The sequence below is a fragment of the Curtobacterium sp. ABR8 genome (assembly GCF_057812125.1).
In genome coordinates this window covers 627,531-646,190 of sequence record NZ_CM173818.1, presented here as the reverse complement: position 1 = coordinate 646,190, position 18,660 = coordinate 627,531, and the positions used below count along the sequence as shown (strand labels likewise).

At 72.3% G+C, this 18,660-nt stretch carries 17 protein-coding genes; 8 read left to right on the top strand and 9 right to left on the bottom strand.

The features are described 5' to 3' along the window. Positions 1-47: 47 nt before the first annotated feature. Both ACXKZB_RS03170 and ACXKZB_RS03165 read right to left on the bottom strand, forming a co-directional pair. Complete coding sequence (locus ACXKZB_RS03170) at positions 48-851, bottom strand: NAD-dependent epimerase/dehydratase family protein (protein WP_488824680.1); 804 nt, start codon at positions 849-851, stop codon at positions 48-50. Positions 852-861: 10 nt separating this feature from the next. Beyond that, on the bottom strand, positions 862-1,770 hold the full coding sequence (locus ACXKZB_RS03165; RefSeq protein ID WP_488824679.1) for an endonuclease domain-containing protein: 909 nt from the start codon (positions 1,768-1,770) through the stop codon (positions 862-864). A gap of 238 nt (positions 1,771-2,008) precedes the next feature. On the opposite strand from ACXKZB_RS03165, the gene ACXKZB_RS03160 reads away from it, so the two are divergent. Beyond that, complete coding sequence (locus ACXKZB_RS03160) at positions 2,009-3,016, top strand: LacI family DNA-binding transcriptional regulator (protein WP_488824678.1); 1,008 nt, start codon at positions 2,009-2,011, stop codon at positions 3,014-3,016. A gap of 109 nt (positions 3,017-3,125) precedes the next feature. On the opposite strand, the gene ACXKZB_RS03155 is transcribed toward ACXKZB_RS03160, so the two are convergent. Together ACXKZB_RS03155 and ACXKZB_RS03150 are read right to left on the bottom strand one after the other, a co-directional pair. After that, complete coding sequence (locus tag ACXKZB_RS03155) at positions 3,126-3,770, bottom strand: TrmH family RNA methyltransferase (RefSeq protein ID WP_488824677.1); 645 nt, start codon at positions 3,768-3,770, stop codon at positions 3,126-3,128. Between the two features lie 49 nt (positions 3,771-3,819). Continuing rightward, positions 3,820-4,506: a TetR/AcrR family transcriptional regulator gene (locus tag ACXKZB_RS03150; protein WP_488824676.1), complete on the bottom strand. Its 687-nt coding sequence runs from the start codon at positions 4,504-4,506 to the stop codon at positions 3,820-3,822. A 177-nt stretch (positions 4,507-4,683) separates the two neighbouring features. Here ACXKZB_RS03150 and ACXKZB_RS03145 point away from each other — a divergent pair, with 177 nt between their 5' ends. Beyond that, complete coding sequence (locus ACXKZB_RS03145; RefSeq protein ID WP_123310397.1) at positions 4,684-5,481, top strand: HAD-IIA family hydrolase; 798 nt, start codon at positions 4,684-4,686, stop codon at positions 5,479-5,481. A gap of 8 nt (positions 5,482-5,489) precedes the next feature. On the opposite strand, the gene ACXKZB_RS03140 is transcribed toward ACXKZB_RS03145, so the two are convergent. Further along, on the bottom strand, positions 5,490-6,368 hold the full coding sequence (locus ACXKZB_RS03140) for a CPBP family intramembrane glutamic endopeptidase (RefSeq protein WP_488824675.1): 879 nt from the start codon (positions 6,366-6,368) through the stop codon (positions 5,490-5,492). Positions 6,369-6,405: 37 nt separating this feature from the next. Between ACXKZB_RS03140 and ACXKZB_RS03135 the strand changes: the two genes are divergently transcribed. Beyond that, positions 6,406-7,095 carry a metal-dependent transcriptional regulator gene (locus tag ACXKZB_RS03135; protein ID WP_488824674.1) on the top strand — a complete coding sequence of 230 codons (690 nt, stop codon included), beginning with the start codon at positions 6,406-6,408 and terminating at the stop codon, positions 7,093-7,095. A gap of 270 nt (positions 7,096-7,365) precedes the next feature. Here the strand turns inward: ACXKZB_RS03135 and ACXKZB_RS03130 are convergent, their stop codons facing one another. Next, positions 7,366-8,010: a HEAT repeat domain-containing protein gene (locus tag ACXKZB_RS03130; protein ID WP_488824673.1), complete on the bottom strand. Its 645-nt coding sequence runs from the start codon at positions 8,008-8,010 to the stop codon at positions 7,366-7,368. Positions 8,011-8,120: 110 nt separating this feature from the next. On the opposite strand from ACXKZB_RS03130, the gene ACXKZB_RS03125 reads away from it, so the two are divergent. Beyond that, on the top strand, positions 8,121-9,074 hold the full coding sequence (locus ACXKZB_RS03125) for an aldo/keto reductase (protein WP_488824672.1): 954 nt from the start codon (positions 8,121-8,123) through the stop codon (positions 9,072-9,074). Positions 9,075-9,249: 175 nt separating this feature from the next. Here ACXKZB_RS03125 and ACXKZB_RS03120 read toward each other — a convergent pair whose 3' ends face one another. Beyond that, positions 9,250-11,511 (bottom strand): septum formation family protein, encoded by a 2,262-nt coding sequence (locus ACXKZB_RS03120; RefSeq protein WP_488824671.1) that lies wholly within the window; start codon positions 11,509-11,511, stop codon positions 9,250-9,252. Continuing rightward, positions 11,508-12,059, bottom strand: coding sequence for an orotate phosphoribosyltransferase (gene pyrE / locus ACXKZB_RS03115; RefSeq protein WP_071404348.1), 552 nt, complete (start codon positions 12,057-12,059; stop codon positions 11,508-11,510). The genes ACXKZB_RS03120 and pyrE overlap by 4 nt, the downstream gene beginning before the upstream one ends. Before the next feature lie 85 nt (positions 12,060-12,144). Between pyrE and ACXKZB_RS03110 the strand changes: the two genes are divergently transcribed. From ACXKZB_RS03110 to ACXKZB_RS03095, 4 genes are all read left to right on the top strand, one after another. Next, positions 12,145-13,812 carry a hypothetical protein gene (locus tag ACXKZB_RS03110; protein ID WP_488824670.1) on the top strand — a complete coding sequence of 556 codons (1,668 nt, stop codon included), beginning with the start codon at positions 12,145-12,147 and terminating at the stop codon, positions 13,810-13,812. Between the two features lie 64 nt (positions 13,813-13,876). Beyond that, the gene (locus ACXKZB_RS03105; protein WP_488824669.1) at positions 13,877-15,223 is read left to right on the top strand and encodes a peptidoglycan DD-metalloendopeptidase family protein; all 1,347 of its coding nucleotides are present in this window, start codon (positions 13,877-13,879) and stop codon (positions 15,221-15,223) included. A 141-nt stretch (positions 15,224-15,364) separates the two neighbouring features. Further along, positions 15,365-17,182 carry an alpha/beta hydrolase gene (locus ACXKZB_RS03100; protein ID WP_488824668.1) on the top strand — a complete coding sequence of 606 codons (1,818 nt, stop codon included), beginning with the start codon at positions 15,365-15,367 and terminating at the stop codon, positions 17,180-17,182. A gap of 17 nt (positions 17,183-17,199) precedes the next feature. Then, positions 17,200-17,859: a hypothetical protein gene (locus ACXKZB_RS03095; protein WP_488824667.1), complete on the top strand. Its 660-nt coding sequence runs from the start codon at positions 17,200-17,202 to the stop codon at positions 17,857-17,859. Between the two features lie 29 nt (positions 17,860-17,888). Here the strand turns inward: ACXKZB_RS03095 and ACXKZB_RS03090 are convergent, their stop codons facing one another. Further along, complete coding sequence (locus tag ACXKZB_RS03090) at positions 17,889-18,656, bottom strand: phosphotransferase (RefSeq protein WP_488824666.1); 768 nt, start codon at positions 18,654-18,656, stop codon at positions 17,889-17,891. Positions 18,657-18,660 lie beyond the last annotated feature (4 nt).

Below are 18,660 nucleotides of genomic sequence, written 5' to 3'. Positions count from 1 at the left end.
GTGAGCAGAAATGGTCGGGTGGCATCAGGCCACCCGACCATTTCTGCTCACGAAGTGCTGCGCCCGAGGGGCAGCGACACCATCTCGCCACCGAGGAACCGCAGGTCCTCTGGCGGCAGCTCCGCACGGGCATCGGGGTCGAGCGCGTGGGACGCGTCGTCGTGGGGGACGAAGCCGATCCTCTCCCCGGCGGTCAGGTCGGCGGGCGACCCGGTGTTCCGCGACAGTGCCCACACCACGTGGTGCCCCGGTTCGCGCAGGTCGACGGTGGCGAGCACCAGCCGTGCCAGGTCGTCGGGCGAGCTCCACATCAGGAGTGCCCGCGACGACGACGGCTGCTCACCGAACGCCCCGATGCGCGCCGAGACGATCGACATGTCGTACCGGTCGGCGAACAGGCTGCCGAGCAGTTCCATCCCCGCCTTCGTCACGCCGTAGTAGGTGTCCGGTCGCGGCAACCGGTCGCCCGGGACGCTCCCTGGTTCGTCGAGCGGTTCGGGGACCCGCCCGACCGCGTGGATCGAGCTCGCCTGCACCACCCGGAGCACCCCGGCTGCCGCCGCCCGCTCGAGCACGTTCTTGGTACCGGTCAGGTTCGCCGCGAGCAGGTCGTCCCACGCGGCCTCGGTCGGGATGCCGGCCAGGTGCACCACGGTGTCGACCCCGGCGAGCGCGTCGTCCAGCGCAGCCGGATCGTTCACCGACCCGGCGACGAACCGTTCACCGGCGGACACCGGGTCGTCGGGCGTCCGTTCGTCGAGCAGCACGAGGTCGTGTCCGGCCGCCAGGAGCCTGGGGCGGAGGGCAGCCCCGATGCGTCCTGCGGCCCCGGTGATGAGCAGCGTCGCCATGCCGCGGACGCTACCCGCGGCGTGCGAGCAGTTCCCTCAGGTGGTCGACGGCGCCGGACACGTGCACGCCCAGGTCCGACTTCGTCCACCGCACGACCACCCAACCGAGCCGCTCCATCTCGCGGTAGCGCCGCAGGTCACGACCCCACTGCTCGGCATCGGTCCGGTGCTGGTCCCCCTCGTACTCGATCACGATGCGCTGCTGCGGGTAGGCCATGTCCACCCGCCCCACGAAGCGACCGGCCTCGTCGAGGACGTCCACTTGCAGCTCCGGCTCCGGCAGTGCGGCGCGCACGATGGTCAGTCGCGCCCGGGTCTCCTGCGGTGAGCCCGCCCCGACCCGCACGAGCTCGATCGCTGCCCGCAGCTTCCGGACGCCTGCGCGCGCCCCGGCTCGCTCGAGCGCTCCACGCAGGTCGTCGACCGTCGTGACGCACCGCTGGATCGTGACGATGGCGTCACCAAGTGCGACGAGCTGGTCGATGCTCAGCAGTGCGCCGCAGTCGACCCACAGCGCCGCCGGAGTGCTCGCCGGCATCCCCCAGCGCTCGGCGACGGCAGCCCGGTCGGCGGTGATCCGGTGTCCGACGACCCCGGTCCGGCGCGGTTGAGCCGCGGGGATCAGACTCGTGATGTGCACCGGTCCTGCGGCACCGACGGGCACGGGCAGCTCCCACAGCACGGCTGCCGAGAGGTGGCTGACGAACTGTCCGGGCAGCAGGATCGGCCGGAACGCCCGGATCCGTTCGACGCCGTCGGGAGGACGTCCGCGCGCCCAGCGGATCGATCGGGTCGGCCGGACCAGGTCTCGCCGTCGGAGTCGTTGTCGGAGTCGTTGTCGGCTGACACCCGCACGGTCGGCGGCCCTGACGTCGAACGGTCGGTACCGGAGGCGGGGTGGAAGTGGGCGTGCTCGCATGCCGTCCACATTCGCGCCCCCGCGCAGCGTCCACACGCGCGAACGCACCGTCCGTGCACAACGCACCCCGGGCCTCCCGTGTGGAGGAGTGACCAGACGCACATCGTGAGCAGAAACGGTCGGGTCCGCACCACGGACCCGACCATTTCTGCTCACGAAGCGAAACGGCCGCCCACCGCACCCGCCCCACGCCGCCCGCTACGATCGACGCACGAGCCAACGGAGGTCGAAGCGCATCATGGGAGACGGCAAGCCCGCGACCATCTACGACGTCGCCGCACGCGCCGGGGTCTCCAAGTCCCTCGTCTCCTTGGTCCTGCAGCGTTCCCCTCGGGTGAGCGACCAGCGCCGGGCCGCCGTGCTGACGGCCATCCAGGAGCTCGACTACCGTCCTTCCACCGCGGCGGTGTCGCTCGCCGGCACCCGCAGCCGCACCATCGGCGTGGTCCTCGACGACTTCCGGAACCAGTGGTTCGTCGACCTGCTCACGGGTCTGCGCGAGGCGCTGCAGGACCAGGGCCACCGGCTCGTCGTCGCGGACCGGTTCCTGAACACGGGGCTCGACGCCTCGCCGGTCGAGGGCTTCCTGTCCATGCGTGTCGAGGGCATCGTCATCGCCGGCGAGCCGACCACGGACCTCGCGATTCCCGCGTCGATGCCGGTCGTGATCGCGGGCGGGCGCGTGTCGATCCCCCGCGCGGACACCGTCGCGAACGACGACCGTGCCGGTGGCGGGATGGCTGCCGCCCACCTGCTCGACCTGGGGCACACGCGGCTGGGGTTCCTCGGTGCGGGTTCGGCGGCGTCGCAGGAGCGCCGCGCGGGCTTCGAGGTCGCAGCAGCCGCAGCGCCCGCAGCAGCCGGACCGGTGACCGTCGCCGTCGCGGTCGTGCCCGGCGAACCCACGGAAGAGGCCGGGTCCCGCGCCCTCGGCGCCCTGCTCGACGAGCACCCGGACGTCACCGCGGTGTTCGCCGCCAACGACGTGATGGCCCTCGGAGCGCTGTCCGAACTCGCCGAGCGCGGACTCCGCGTGCCCGAGGACGTCTCCGTCATCGGCTACGACGACACCCCCGTCGCCGCGACGCGCTACGTCGGCCTGACGAGCATCGACGACCGCAGCGTCGAGATCGGCCGCGGCGCCGGCGAACGCCTGCTCGCGCGCATCGCGGACCCGGGCCTCGCGGCCACCGAGTCGCTCGTCGAACCCCGCCTCGTCGCGCGCCGCACGACCGCCCCGCGCTGACGCGGCGGATCCCGCCGACACCCCGACCGGGAGGCCCGCCCCACGCCCGCCACGCCCGCTTCGTGAGCAGGAATGGTCGGGTCCAGGGCCCGTACCCGACCAGTCCTGCTCAGGAAGCGTCCGGCAACGCGGCGTGCTGCACGATCCACGAGTGCATGACGATCGCGGCCGCCGCCGAGGCGTTGATGCTCCGCGTCGACCCGAACTGCGTGATCTCCAGGTGTCCGGAGGCACCGGCCACCGCTTCGTCGGTGAGCCCTGGGCCCTCCTGACCGAACAGGAACACGCACCGCTCCGGGATCGCCGCGGTCTCGATGCGCTCGGCGCCGGGGGTGTTGTCGATCGCGATCACCGGGCGTTGCTCGTCGGCCATCGCGGCGAGGAACGCCTGCACGTCCGGGTGGTAGCGGACGTGCTGGTACCGGTCGGTCACCATCGCCCCGCGCTTGTTCCAGCGCCGCCGCCCGATGATGTGGACCGTGCCGGCCAGGAAGGCGTTGGCGCTCCGCACGATCGAACCGATGTTCAGGTCGTGCTGCCAGTTCTCGATCGCGACGTCGAAGGCGTGCCGGCGGGTGTCGAGCTCGGCGACGATGGCGTCCATCGACCAGTACCGGAAGTGGTCGAGCACGTTCCGGGAGTCCCCCGCCGCCAGCAGCTCCGGGTCGAGGCGCGGATCGTCCGGCCAGGGTTCCGGGTGCGGGCCGACGCCGTTCGTCGTCAGTTCGTGCGACGGTTCGGGCGCAGTGGTCACCGCACCAGCGTACGGCCGGGCGCGGTGAACCAGGGTCCCGCCGCCGGGCTCAGGGGGTCCGGGCGACGCGGGACTCGATGCCCGCGATGAGCACGTCGAGCCCCAGGTCGAAGCGCGCGTCGTACGAGTGCTCCCCCAGGATCTGCCCGACGAGCGTGTGCCGCTCCGGCCGCCCGGTGTCGTCGTCGCCGCGCCCGATCTGCACCGAGGTGTGCCCGACCACGAAGTCGTACACGACGAAGAACGTGTACATCGCCTCGACCTCGGGCAGCCCGGCGTCGCACAGCGCCCCGACGACCTTCGCCACGACGGCGTCGGACTCGGTGGACACCAGGGCTCCGCGACGACTGTGCGACTCGAGCACCAGGGGGTGGGTGCGCATCAGGTCGCGGAAGGTCCTGGCGAACACCCGGACGACCGCGTGCCACTCGTCGGGCCAGACGAAGGTGGCGGTGAACTCGTCGACGGTGCGGCGCACGAGTTCGGCGTGCAGGTCGTCGAGGCCGCCGATGGTCCGGTGCACGGTCATCGGCGCGACGCCGAGCCGCACCCCGAGCGCCCGGAAGGACAACCGGTCCAGACCGTCCTCGTTCGCGATCGCCGTCGCGGCGTCGATCACCTGCTCGCGGCTCAGGACGTTGGGCCGGCCCCGGCGTCGTCGCGGCGCCTCCTCGACCAGGTCCGGCACCGCGGTGGGGCGGGGCGTGGCGGTCGGGGATCCGGGTTCGACGAGCACGGCGGGTTCTCCTTGATTCGGTACGTGTCCCGAAAAGCCTAGGGCAAAGCCGAGTGGCGTTCGGTGACTCGACCATCTCGGGTCCGGAGCCGACGCGCAAGAGCCGATCCGTGCCTCCCGGCCTTCTCCGAGCCGACACCGAGCCGGGCCGTCACGGGTGCGCAGTAGGGTGAGGCCATGGCGACCCGCGACGACGTCGAGTGCTGGCTGACCGACATGGACGGCGTGCTCGTCCACGAGAACCAGGCCCTCCCCGGTGCCCCCGAGCTCATCCAGCAGTGGCTCGACGAGGGCACCGAGTTCCTCGTCCTGACCAACAACTCGATCTTCACGCCGCGCGACCTCAGCGCGCGACTCCGCTGGTCCGGCATCCACGTCCCGGAGGAGCGCATCTGGACGAGCGCCCTCGCCACGGCCGACTTCTGCAAGTCGCAGATGCCCGGTGGCTCGGCGTTCGTCATCGGCGAGGCCGGCATGACCACCGCCCTGCACGAGGCCGGGTTCATCATGACCGAGACCGCCCCCGACTACGTCGTCGTCGGCGAGACCCGCAACTACTCGTTCGAGGCGATCACCAAGGCCGTCCGCCTGATCCGCGACGGCGCCCGCTTCATCGTCACCAACCCCGACGCCACCGGCCCGTCGGCCGAGGGCGTCCTGCCCGCGACGGGTGCGATCGCCGCGATGATCGAGAAGGCCACCGGCAAGCAGCCCTACGTGGTCGGCAAGCCGAACCCGATGATGTTCCGCTCGGCGATGAACCGCATCGGCGCGCACTCCGAGAACACCGGCATGATCGGCGACCGGATGGACACCGACGTGCAGGCCGGCATCGAAGCCGGGCTGCACACCGTCCTGGTGATGACGGGCATCAGCGACCAGGCCGAGATCGACCGCTACCCGTTCCGTCCGAGCGAGGTCATCTCCGGCGTGCACGAGCTCGTCCGTACCGCCCCCTTCGAGGTCGAGCTGTAGCGGACCGGCTACCGGGCCGCGGCCGGCGCTGCCAGGTCGCCACGGGCCTCCAGGGCGAAGGCCGCCATCGGAGGCACCGAACGCCACCGCTTCGCCAGGCGACGCGGACGATCGTCGCGCCACGCGACCATGCCGCCCGCGACGATCCCGAAGCCCAGCACGGCGAACGAGAACAGTCCGATCAGACCGAGCACGGCGACGCGACCGGTGTCCGACGGATCGGCGGTCGCGGAGTACCCGATCGACCCGAAGTCCCAGAACGCGTGCAGCAGCACCGGGACGAGCAACGAACCGGTGACCCGTCGGGCGACGTACAGCGTGGAGCCGAACGACGCCGCGAACACCACCTGGATCAGCGTCGGCCCGATCCCGGCTCCGGCGAGCGCGTTGAGCAGGTGCAGCAGCCCGAACAGCACGCACGACAGCGCCCACACCCCGAACTCGGGCACCCGGCGGCGCAGCCCGACCAGGAGCATGCCCCGGGCCATCAGCTCCTCGAACACCCCGACGAACAGCACCCCGACGGTGAGCAGCAGGAAGTAGTGCGCGGGCAGCGCCGTCCAGTCGATCAGGGGCAGCCGTACCAGGCACACCACGAGCACCAGGGCCGGGGCCAGCGCGGACCACCGCAGTGGCGTCCGGGTGCGGTCGACGGTCGCGATCCGCCACCAGCCGAGGCCGGTGACGACCACGGCGAGCGCGACGGCGGCGATGCCCTCGGGGATCACCAGCGCACGGACGACGCTGTCGACCGTCTGACCGAGGGACGGGTAGTCGTCGCTCGGCCGTGACCGCCACGCGCTGATCGCAGCGAAGACCACGAGCGGCGCGAGGCCGATGAGCAGCGAGGGCGGGACCGGCCAGCGGCGACGACGGGGTTGGTGCACGTCCCGGTTGTACCAGTGCAGCCGTACGATTGGCGGTATGCGCCTGCCCTCGTTGTCGACCATGGCCGAGGACTACGTCAAGCTCATCTGGAAGGCCGGGGAGCGCGGCGGCGCCGGACTGGCCACCCGGGACATCGCGGCGACGCTGAAGGTCTCGGCCTCGACGGTGTCGGGCAACCTGAAGAAGCTCGACCGCGACGGCCTCATCGAGCACACCCCGTACTACGGCGTCGTGCTCACCCCGCTCGGGCAGCAGGTCGCGGTGGCGATGGTCCGGCGGCACCGGCTGATCGAGTCGTTCCTGGTGTCACGTCTCGGCTACACGTGGGACGAGGTCCACACCGAGGCCGAGGCGCTCGAGCACGCGGTGTCGGAGCGGTTCCTCGACCGGGTCGACGCCGACCTGGGGCACCCGACGCACGACCCGCACGGCGACCCGATCCCCGCAGCGGACGGCACCGTGCCCGCCACGCTCGGCACACTGCTCGGTGCGATCGAGCCCGGCGCGTGCGGGACGGTCGACCGGGTGTCCGACGACGACCCGTCGTTGCTGCGGTACTTCGACGAGCTCGGGGTCGGCCTCGGCACCCACCTGCGCGTCGAGCGGGTGCGGGACTACGCCGGGGTCATCGCGGTCTCGCGGCGCGGGGAGGACGGCGCCGAGGCGCTCGTCGACCTGCCGGCCGCCGCCGCGACCGCGATCTGGCTGGCCCCCGACGCCGACTGACGGGCGCGGGCGTGCCGGCGCGTCCGGCGCCCGCGGCCGGCGCCCCCCCCGTCCGGTGAGGTTCCGAAATCTCGGAACCTCGACGCGCCCAGGGGCCGTCCGTGGAACCTCGGCGACGAGCACGCGGCGTGTTGTGGAACCTCGAGCGAGCCCCGTGGCCGAGACCGGCCCGCCCCGCAGCGACCGGCCCGCCCCGCGACGACCGGGAGGCCCGTGGCCGTGTCCGCAACGGGCCTCCCGTCCGTCAGCCGGTGCCGTCCACGGCCGCACTCATCCCTTGGCGGATCGGGTGCGGCCGAGCGCCACCTCGCGCCGAGCCCGCTCGAGGGCGAGCGCTGACGCAGCGTCCGGGTCGTGCAACAGCCGCTCGGTGTCGGCGACGTGGTCCCGCACAGCACCGGAGCCGCGATCCGCAGCCGCCGCGAGCACCGGCGCCACCGACTCCTCGCCCAGCCCGACCATTGCCCGCGACAGGCTGAGCCGTCGTTCACGTGGACCGACCCCGAGCTGCACCGCGAGCGTCCGGGCGAGCTCGGCCCGCTCGTCGTCGGGCACGAGTGCGACGGCGGTCCGCCAGGCGGCCCGGAGCACCTCGTCGTCGTGGTCCGCGAGCAACGGGCGCACCGACGGCCAGGCCGCTGGGTCGCCGACCTTCGACAGCGTGTGCAGCGCCTGGCTGCGGGCCTGCGGTTCGGGACGGGCGAGCTCGGGGAGCACGCGCGCAACGACGTCGTCGGACGGGTGCCGGGTGAGCGCCCACGTGAGCATGTCGCGGACGAAGAAGTCCGGTTCGACGGCGCACTGTTCGACGAGCACGTCGAGGTCGCCCGCGTCCGGGGTCGTCCCGGCTGCCATCACGGCCTGCAGGCGAACCGAGGATCGGGGGTCGGCGAGGGCATCGGTGAGCACGGTCATGGCTCCATGCAACCCGCAGCCACCGGGGCCGTGTCAAGCGTCGGGGCATAGCGTCGGCAGCGGAGCGGTTCACACGGAGGACCGCTCGCCCGACCACGAAAGGACCCCGTATGCCCCGCATCGGTACCAGTGACCTCCACGTGTTCCCCCTCGCCCTCGGCGGCAACGTCTTCGGGTGGACGGCGGACGAGTCGACCTCCCACCAGGTCCTCGACGCCTACACCGCGGCGGGCGGCGACTTCATCGACACCGCTGACGTGTACTCCGCGTGGGCTCCCGGCAACGAGGGCGGCGAGTCCGAGCGGGTCATCGGTTCGTGGCTCGCGGCCTCGGGCAAGCGGGACGACGTCGTCATCGCCACGAAGGGTTCGCAGCACCCGCAGTTCCAGGGCCTCGGCGCGCACACCGTCGCCGCTGCCGCCCGAGCGAGCTTGCAGCGCCTGGGTACCGACCGCATCGACCTGTACTACGCGCACTTCGACGACCAGTCGACCCCGCTCGAGGAGACCGTCCGCGCCTTCGACCAGCTCGTCAAGGACGGCATCGTCCGCTACACGGCGATCTCGAACTACTCGAAGGACCGCGCCGAGGAGTGGATCCGCATCGCGACCGAGAACGGCCTCGCGCAGCCGGTGGCGATCCAGCCGCACTACAACCTCGTCACCCGCGAGCCCTACGAGTCCGAGATCGCGCCGCTCGCCCACGCACACCGCCTCGGCGTCGTGCCGTACTTCGCACTCGCCGCCGGGTTCCTGACCGGCAAGTACCGCTCGCAAGAGGACTTCGCCGGCAAGGACCGTGAGGGCCAGGTCTCGGGCTACTTCAACGACGAGGGACTCGCCGTGGTCGACGCCCTGTACACCATCGCCGAGGCCCGCGACACCGAGCTCGCGACCGTCGCCCTGGCGTGGCTGCAGGCACAGCCGGACGTCGTCGCGCCGATCGCGAGCGCCCGGAACACCGAGCAGCTGCCGGCGCTGCTCGCCTCGGCGGAGCTCGAGCTCAGCGCCGACGAGCTGCAGACCCTGTCCGACGTGTCGGCGAAGGTCCCCGCGTCCGCCTGACCCGGCGACCGCCCGACCCCGAACGACATCCCCGACGTCGCACGACGTCGGGGATGTCGTTCGTTGCACACGCGGGCATCACCGGCGCGCAACCAGCGACGAGATCGATGTCGTACGACGTCGACGGTGTCGTTCCACGTCGACCACCCGCAGCAGCCCCTATGCCCCTACGCCCCTACGCCCCTGGCGCCAACGACGCCGTGAGCTCCTGCCCCGATGACCGCGTCACGAAGCACGAGATGAACCGGTCGCCCTGGTCCCACGTCGCCTGGTCCGGCGCGTAGGACCCCTGCACCTGCACGTCCCCGACGGCCGCAGCCGCCGAGGCGTTCAGCGCCGCGTCCGACTGGCACTGGTCGGCGGCCTGCGTCGCGAGGGCCTCTGCCCCCGGGTACGCGTCCCCGTCCACCGTCAGCCGAGCGGTGAGCTGTCCGATGTGCGGCGTCGTGCAGTCGACGACCGTGAAGGTCTGCGCCCAGGCGTTCGTGAACGGCGACAGGCACTCCCCGCCGGCCAGGTCGGTCCAGGCGTGTTCACCCGGCAGTGCGGGCGTGGTGGCGAACTGGAGCGTGGCGGCCGGAGCAGCGGCGTCGTCCGAGGGGGCGGCGGACGCCGCGGCCGAGGGAGTCGCGGGCGCCGATGACGCTGCTGCCGGGGACTTCGTCGGCGCGATCGCCTGGTCCGCGATGTTGTTGCCGAGGATCCACTTCGACAGCAGGAACACCAGGACGATGAGCACGACGATGAGGGCGATCGAGCCGTAGACGAGCAGCTGCTTGCCGCGCTTGCCCTCGCTCCGGAGCCGTGCAGCGCCCTGGTTGATGAAGTTGTCGCGCTCCCCGGTCGGCGCGGCGGCGGTCGTGGAAGACGGAACAGCAGCGGACGGCACCGCGGCCGCCGGCATCATGCGCGTCCCGGTGTCCTCCGGGTCGTAGCCCGTGCCACCGAGCTGCCCGACGGCCTCGGTGCCGAACAGGTCCTTGATCGCACTCGTGTCGCTGGTCTCGCGGCCGTCCCACTCGGACTGGTCCAGGTCGTCCGGCGCAGCGGCCGGCAACGCCTCGGGCTGCGCACCGGTGTCGTCCCGGCGCAGACCGAGCACGGCGTCCAGGTCCTGCCCGACGGCCGGTGGCAGGTGTGCCGGGTACGCGGGCGACGCAGCGGGCTCGACCAGGGGCGGCGCAGCGGTCGGCGGCACGGTCGCGTCCGGTTCGGACCACCAGGGCGTGCCGGCGACCGGCAGCGCGGTGGTCGCGGCGTCCGGGAGGCCCGTGGCAGCGTCCGCCCCGTCACCCTCGGCGGCCGAGCGGGTCGTGTCCAGGGCCTCGGTCGGCTCCGCGGGGGTCACCGGCCGCCCGGCAGCGGCGTCCGCGGTCGGCACAGCGGGAGCCGGCACGGCAGCAGCCGGCGGCACCGCAGCAGCAGTCGGGACGGCCGGCGGCACCGGGAACGTCCGCGGCGCCTGGGGAACGCCGTCGGCTGGGGTGTCGACCTCGCCGGAGACGACCTCGTCCTCGGCGTCGGTCTCGTCCGCCAGCGACCATGAGCCGCCACCGCCGAGTGCCGTCGTGTCGAACGAGTCGCCGGTCAGGGTCGTCGGGACCTCACCGGTCTCGTCGTCGCGGATGGCCCAGTCGAACGGTCGGTCCGTCCCGGCGCCCTGCGTGGGGGTGGGGCCGTCGCCCGAGAGCCGCAGCAGGTCGGTGAAGCTCGGCGGCTCCTCGGTCGGGGGCAGCACGTTCTCGACGCCGAGCGGCTGGTGCGCGACGGGCCCGGAGGGCAGGACGGGTGCGCCGGAGCCGGTCGCACGGCCGAGCCAGTCGACGTCGGCACGGCCCTCGCCGAACGGGTCGACGCGGCGACGCTCGTCCTCGATGGCCTTCGACGCCGCAGCACGCTCGTCACGGTGGGTCTGCGCGGTGGGCAGCACGATCGACGACGGGTGCGGCGCGGTCGGGTTCGGCGGCACGACGGCGGCCGGCGGGATGCGGTCGTGCAGGGTGGAGCGCTCGTGCTCGGCGGCGGCGTCGGGGTTCTCGGACGGCGCCGACAGCTGCTCGGGCATCGAGATGGCCTGCGTCGCGCCGTCGTCCAGCACCGGAGCGGCCGGAGCCGCCGGAGCTGCAGGTGCGGGCGGCTCGACCAGCTCGGGTGCCTCGGACTCCGGGGCCGCCGCCTCGAACGGCTCGGGCAACGGTGCGCCGGTCTCCCGTGCGGTCCGCTCGGCCTCGCGGCGTTCCCGGCGCGAGGGCCAGTCCTCCTCGCCCCGCGGGGCGCCGAAGATGTCCGCGGCACTGCGGAGACCGTGGAACGGAGCGTCCGGGTCGGACGCGCGCCGGGCCTCCTGGCCGTCGACCCCGTCGGCACCGTCGGCCGCTGCTGCGGGGCCGGCCGTGTCCTCGGGGTCGCGCGCGTCGTCCGGACGCTCCCCGCTCACGCGGTCAGCCCCAGATCAGCCAACCCGATGGCCGCGAAGTAGGGGTACCCGGCTGCCTCGATGGTCTCCTTGGCGCCGGTGTCGCGGTCGACGACGACCGCGACGGCCGCGATGATCGCGCCTTCGCGCTCGAGCGCCTCGGCCGCCTTGAGCGGCGATCCGCCGGTGGTGGAGGTGTCCTCGAGCACGACGACGCGCTTGCCCTTGAGGTCAGGGCCCTCGACCTGCTTGCCGCGGCCGTGGTCCTTCGGCTCCTTGCGGACGACGAAGGCGTCGTAGGTGAGACCCTGTGCGGCGGCCTGGTGCAGCACGGCGCTGGCGATGGGGTCGGCGCCCATGGTGAGGCCGCCGACGGCCGAGACGTCGGGCACCTGCTGCACGAGCTCGGTCATGACCTGTCCGATCAGCGGCGCGACCCGGTGGTCCAGGCTGACCTTCCGCAGGTCGATGTAGTACGTCGCCTTCTTCCCGCTGGTCAGGGTGAAGTCGCCGTGGAACACCGCTTCGGAGGAGATGTACTGGATCAACTGTTCGCGCGCGTCGGTCACAGCGCACAAGGGTAGCCGGTCGGGCTCGCAGCGCGCTCCCCCGTCTGTGGGGTCGTCCCGAGCAGCCCTCGGTACGCTCCGGGTCATGCCCCGAGCACCGCGTCGCGCCGCCGTGGCGCCGGCTCCGTCCGGCGGCCGTCGGTCCGGCGGCGTGGCCGGGGCGATCGGACGGGAGGCCCTGGGCGCGCTGGTCGCGCTGGCCCTGTCCGTCGTGGCCCTCCGCCACGTCGTCGCGACGGAGCGGGTCGCCTTGCTCTGGTACGACGGCGACTCGGTGCTGCTGCCCCTGGTGCACCGGTCGATGCAGCTCGGGCAGCCGTTCGAGTGGGCGATGTCCCCGGCGCTGTTCTTCTTCCCCGAGCTCCCCGTCTACCTGCTCTGCGCCCTCGTCACGAGCACCCCGCAGCAGGCGCTGGCGCTGAACGGGGTGCTCGTCCTGCTGGCCGTGTACGCGCTGGTGCGGGCGGCCGCGAACGAGCTCATGCCGTCGGCCGGGCGAGCGGCCCGCATCACGGTGTCGGCGGCCGCCGTGGCGTTCGTGACCCTGCTCGTGCTGACGGAGTCGTCGGCCACCGCGACGTCGCTCGAACTGGCGTCCCTGCTGCTCACGACGACGTACTACTACGGCGTCGTGCTGGCGATGCTCGGCACCGCCGTGCTCGTGCTCCGTGCCGTGCGGGTCGGGCGGGCGTCGGTCGTCGTGCTCGTGGTGCTCGGCCTGGTCGCGGTGTGCACGACGGCGTCGAACCCGCTGTACGTGCCGTGGTCCGCCGCGCCCGTGGTCGTCACGCTCGTGCTGCTGGCGGCGGTGCGCCGGGTGCCGTGGCGCCCCGCCCTGCTGCTGTCCGGCACCGTGACGGTCGGTTCGGTGATCGGGTACCTGGTGCGGATCCCGCTGCAGCCCTTCGTGTCGCTCGACCCGTCCACGTACGTCCGACCGTCACGCGCGGTGGAGACGCTGCAGTTCTTCGCGGCCCTGACCGACGAGCGCGCTGGCACGGCCGCGGGCGACGCCGGACTGCTCCTGATGTTCGTCGGGGTGCTCGTCACCGTCGGCGGCACGGTCTGGGCCTGGCGGGTCCGGACCGCGCGGACCGTGCTCGTCGCCACCGCCCTGCCCCTGGTGACCGTCGTCGCGGCGTCGATCGGCGTCGTCGTCGTCGGGTCGGAGACCCCGCGGTACCTCGAGCCCGTCGTCACCGCACCGCTGCTGGCCCTCGTCGCGGTGGCCGAGCTCACCCGCACCGCGGTCCGCCGCACCCGCGTGCACCGGCCGTTCCGCGGCGTCCGGGCCACCGTCGCGATCGCCGCCGTCGCCGTCCTCGCAGCAGGGGTCGCCACCGCACCGAGCACCGCGCACGCCGTCGCCACCGCCCGGTACACGCCGTCGTCATGCCTCGACCGCTGGGCTGACGGACGGGCGGTCACCGGGGTGGGACAGTTCTGGACCGCGCGGCCCCTCGCGACGTACTCCGCCCGGAACGTGCAGCTGCTGCAGGTCCGCGACACCTTCGACACGTACCCGTGGCTGGTCGACCTCGGGGCGTACCGCGACGCCGACCCGACGTTCGTGGTGGTCGGGTCGCACGACCTGTGGACCACCGCGGTCGAGGACTCGCTCGGCGCCCCCGCGACGATCACGCACTGCACGGGGTTCGACGTCTACGACTACGTGGGGACCTCCGGCGCCGAGGTGCTCCGACGCGACGTGGTCGGCAGCGCCGACGAGATCCGGCAGGAACGCGGGTTCTAGGAGTTGTCCACAGCGGCGCGTCGCCGTCCGATCTTCTCTGTACGGATGTATAGGCTCGTGCTCGATGTCTCGCCCCACCAGCCACCGCACCCCTCGTGCCTCCGTGCGCCTCCGCCTCGCCGTCACCGGACTGGCACTCGCGGGCCTCGTCGGCACGGTCGTCGTCGATGCGCCCACTGCCCAGGCGGTCACCTACCCCACGTGGGACGAGGTCAAGAACGCCCGCGGCAAGGAATCCGCCAAGCAGGGGCAGATCACCGAGATCAAGGGCATCATCAGTGAACTCGACGCCAAGGTCGAGGCCGCCCAGGCGAAGGCGAAGGAGCTCGGCGACGTCTTCTACGAGGCCCAGAACGTCTCGCAGAAGAAGGCGGAAGAAGAGCAGAAGCTCCGCGCGAAGGCGGACGAACACGCGAAGGTCGCCGAGCAGAGCGCCGCGCAGGCCGGCCAGTTCGCCGCGCAGATGGCACGCTCCGGCGGCGCCGACGTCACGACCTCGGTGCTCACGAAGGGTGACGACGCGCGCGACCTGCTCTACGACCTCGGCGCGCTGAGCAAGCTGTCCGAACAGGCCGAACGTGTGCAGGCCGCCGCGGCCGTCGACGCCGGCGTCACCCGGTCGCTCGAGGCCCAGGCCGACCGCGCTGCCGGGGAGCTCGAGCGGCTCGCCGCGAAGGCCGAGGCCCGCATGCAGGAAGCGCAGGCCGCCTCCGACGCCGTGCAGACCGCGTACGACGAACAGCAGTCGAACAAGGCCCGGCTCGACGCCCAGCTCGCGACCCTGGTCTCCGGCCGCGTCCGCACCGAGGCTGAGTTCGCCAAGGGTGAGCGCGTCCGCAAGGCAGCCGAGGCGAAGGCCGCGCGCGAGGCCGAAGCCCGTGCCGCCCGAGAACTGGCCGCGGCGGCAGCGGCAGCGAACGCCGGCGGCGGATCGTCCGGAGGCGGTGGTGGCTCCGGCAGCAGCGGCTCGGGCAGTGGCGGCTCCGCCGGCTCGGGTGGCGGTCAGGGCTGGGTCCGTCCGGCCAGCGGCTACGTGATCAGCCCGTACGGCTACCGCGTGCACCCGATCTACGGCACCGTCATCAAGCACGACGGCACCGACCTGGCCAGCGGCTGCTCGACGCCGATCGTCGCCGCGTCGGCCGGCACCGTCGACTACGTCGGCTGGTACGGCGGCTACGGCAACTACGTCCGCATCAACCACGGCAACGGCGTCCAGACGGCCTACGGTCACATCGTCAACGGCGGGTTCCGGGTCAGCACCGGACAGCAGGTCTCCGCAGGGCAGCTCATCGCGCTCGTTGGCTCGACCGGCCAGTCCACCGGGTGCCACAGCCACATCGAGGTCCACATCAACGGCGCCACGACCGACCCGGTGCCGTTCATGTCCGCGCGGGGCGTCGCCTTCTAGCCTGCCCGATCACACACCGACCGTCGTCCGCTCCCCGCGGGCGGCGGTCCGCTGTTCCTCCACAGCGCACCATGCACAATTTCACAGTGAACTACTGAAATGCTACGTTTCCCACAACAGCCAGTTGGATGGTGGGGAACGATGGGGATCGAGTTCGACGACGCAGCGGCGTCGCGGTTGGTCGACTGCGCGGCCGAGGTGGCACTGACGCTGCGAGCGAGCGCCGGACCGCGTCGGAGCACCGCCGAGGCCGCACTGCTCGACTTCGACGGTGCGTACGCGCGACTGTTCCAGGCGGGTCGCGTGACGGAGTCCGCCGACCGCGTCCGGCTGGCGAAGGAGCTCGAGAGCTTGGCCGATCAGCTCCGCATCGTGCAACGGCAGGCGGACGAGGAACGGCAGCGCTCGGCGGACCTGGCCGCATGGCAGCGGCGCGAAGCCGACCGTGAGCTCGTGCGCACCGCCGGTGGCGTGCCGATGCAACCCGTGCTCGACTGGAGCAGCGCGGTCTTCGACCCGAAGCCGTCCAGCACACCGAAGCGCCCGTCACCGGTCTCCGCGACCTTCAGCGCCCGGACGCGCCAGCGCACCGGCGGTGGTCGATCCGGCGGACGCAGCAGTGCCGACCCGACCAGGCTGCGGCAGTTCAGCGCGGCCGCCCGCGCGCAGGACGCCTCGACGGAACAGGACATGGTCCGGGTGCGCAACGCCTGGACCGCGTTCACGAGCCGGTGCAGCTGGGTCCCCATCGACGGCGCGACGCTGCCGGGCGGGTTCGGTGACTACCTCGCCGAGAACGCCGAGGACGCCTCCTGGATCGAGCGGATCGCGGACGCCTTCCATGCCGCCGGTGGAGGTTCCCTGGCGGACACCGCGCTCGACGCTGCCGCTGCCTCGACGCTCCCACCCGGACTGCAGCGGCTGCTCGACCCGTCCCTGACCCCGGCCGAGGTCGCAGCGATCTGGGCAGCGCTCGGCTTCACCGACGCCGACGTCCGCGCGCTGCCGCTCAGCACGCAGCTGCAGTTCGCGGGGCTCGACGGGGTGCCGGCCGCGCAGCGCGACACCGCATCTCGCGCAGTCCTCTCCGCGGCCGTGCGTGATCCGGAGCAGCTGTACCGGCTGATGGGGTTGGCCTACACCTACGGAGCGGTCAGCCTCGACGAGTTCACGGAGCAGGTCATCGCGCTCCGTGACGGGCTCAACCGCGCCGATCGATTGGCGGCTGACGTCCGGGCTCCCTCGAGAGCCGTCGCCATGCTCGTCGGGTTCGGCGTCTCGAACGGCGCGCTCGTCGCCGCCGTCGCGCTCGGCGACCTGGACACGGCGTCGAACGTGACCGTCAACGTGCCGGGTGCGATGACGACGCCCGACAGCATGGGTGAGAAGGTCCGTGCCGCCAACGGCCTTCTGGAAACCGCGTGGAAGCATCGACGGTCAGAGTCGTTCGCGGTCGTGTCGTGGATCGGGTACCGCGCCCCGGGTGTCATCGAGGTCCCACGGCAGGACCGCGCACACGCGGGCGGGGCGAACCTCGCTTCGTTCCTCGACGGCATCCACGACAGCCGCAGCACGGCCCCGCGGTCCGTGACCGTCCTCGGACACTCCTACGGCTCCACCACCGCGGCGGAGGCACTTGCGCAGACCCGACACCGAGTCGACTCGTTCGTCACGTACGGCTCGGTCGGGTTCACCGACACCACGACACCCGAGCACCTCAACGTCGATCGGGTCTACGCCACCGAAGGCACCAACGACCACACCGCGAGATTCGGGAGGATCGGACGCACCGATCCCCGCGACCTGCCCGACGTCGACACGTTCAGTGCCGAGGCCGCGGCGGGCGGCAAACCGGTCACCGGCCACGACATGTACCCGGACAGCGGCGTCGGCTACCTGTCCCGTGACGCCACCTCACAGCAGACGATCGCGAAGATCATCGCCACCGGGAAGCCATGATGAACACCATGCAATCGATGCTCCGCACCATCGCGACGGCAGTCCTGACCCTGGGACTGCTGACCGGGTGCGCGGCAGGAGGAAACCAGATGCCCACCGACGCAGCCGGCCTGACCCAGGACGACGTCGCGGAGATGTCGCTCCACCAGGAGTTCGATGCCTACCGCGACCACTACGACCACATGCAACGACTCCTGAGAGCCGCGCAGCTGCAGGTGCACGACGGCGAGTGGGAGTGGGGCGGCGGCGACCGCGTGCCGCTGATCGGTGGTGACGGCGTCGCGTCACTACCGGGCTCGGACACCGAGAACAGCTACGACATGAGCACCACCAGACTCTGGACCCCGCCCGGCGCGACCGACCAGCGGCGCGACCTGCAACCGATGATCGACTACTTCACCGAAGAGGGCTGGACCATCGAACGCCGAACCATCACCGGCGACGAAGAAGTCTGGGCCACCACCGGCGACGGCTGGCAGATCCAGTACACCGCCCAGGAGAACGGCGACAACCCCCTCACCGTCTACAGCGAGCCGTTCTGGACCAACGACGCCGACGCCCTCTCCGAAGCAGTCGGAGGACGGAACGATGCGGACTACCCCGATCATTCGCTCCCGGGCGTCTTCCCGCCGTTCCCCGCATGGGACGACCCCATCGTCAGCCCACCGAAGATCTGACCCCGCCGACACGGCATGCCCCTGGGCACTCAGACGTCGTCGACATCGACGTTCCACAACGCCCGGTACCAGGCCGTCCGCTCCGGATTCTCGGGCACCCCGTACGCCTCGTGGAACAGCGGCTCCCACTCGGGGCCGTAGTTCCACCCCAGCGCCATCGTCGCCACCGCCAGGTCTGCCCAGCGGTCCGCGACACCCGTGGCGTCCAGGTCGACGTGCCCGCTCCACCGGCCGTCGGCACCGATGAGCGTGTTGGGCGTGCACGGGTCCCCGTGGCACACCACGACGCGGTCACCGGGCGGCTCCGGGCCCAGGCGGTCCGTGTCGGCACCCGCCGCACGAGCACGGTCGAGCCGCGCCACGGTCGACCACGCGAAGGGGCAGTCGTCCACCGGCAGGGTGTCGTGGAACGCGCGGAGCCCCTCGCCGACCGCGATCACCGCGGTCCGGGGTTCGTCGTGCCACCGCGGGTCGACGGCACTCCACCCGGGGACGGCACGGGTGTGCAGCCAGACACCGTCGTCGTCCGCGCCGTGGTCGAGCACCTCGGGCACCCGCACGTACCGCGACGCCCACTCGAGTCGCGCGGCCTCGTTGCCGATCCACCGGCCGTAGGCGTGCGGCAGGACCTTCACGAACTCGTCGGCGTGCTCGTCGGGGCCGATCCGGAAGGTCGTGCCGCCGATCTCGTTGTGCCAGACCAGGGCGACCTCGCGGCCCCGGGCGGCCTCGGCGACCACCCGCGGCACGGGGACGACGGAGTCCGGCCCCGGCAAGCCGCCGATCGACCGCACCACGACG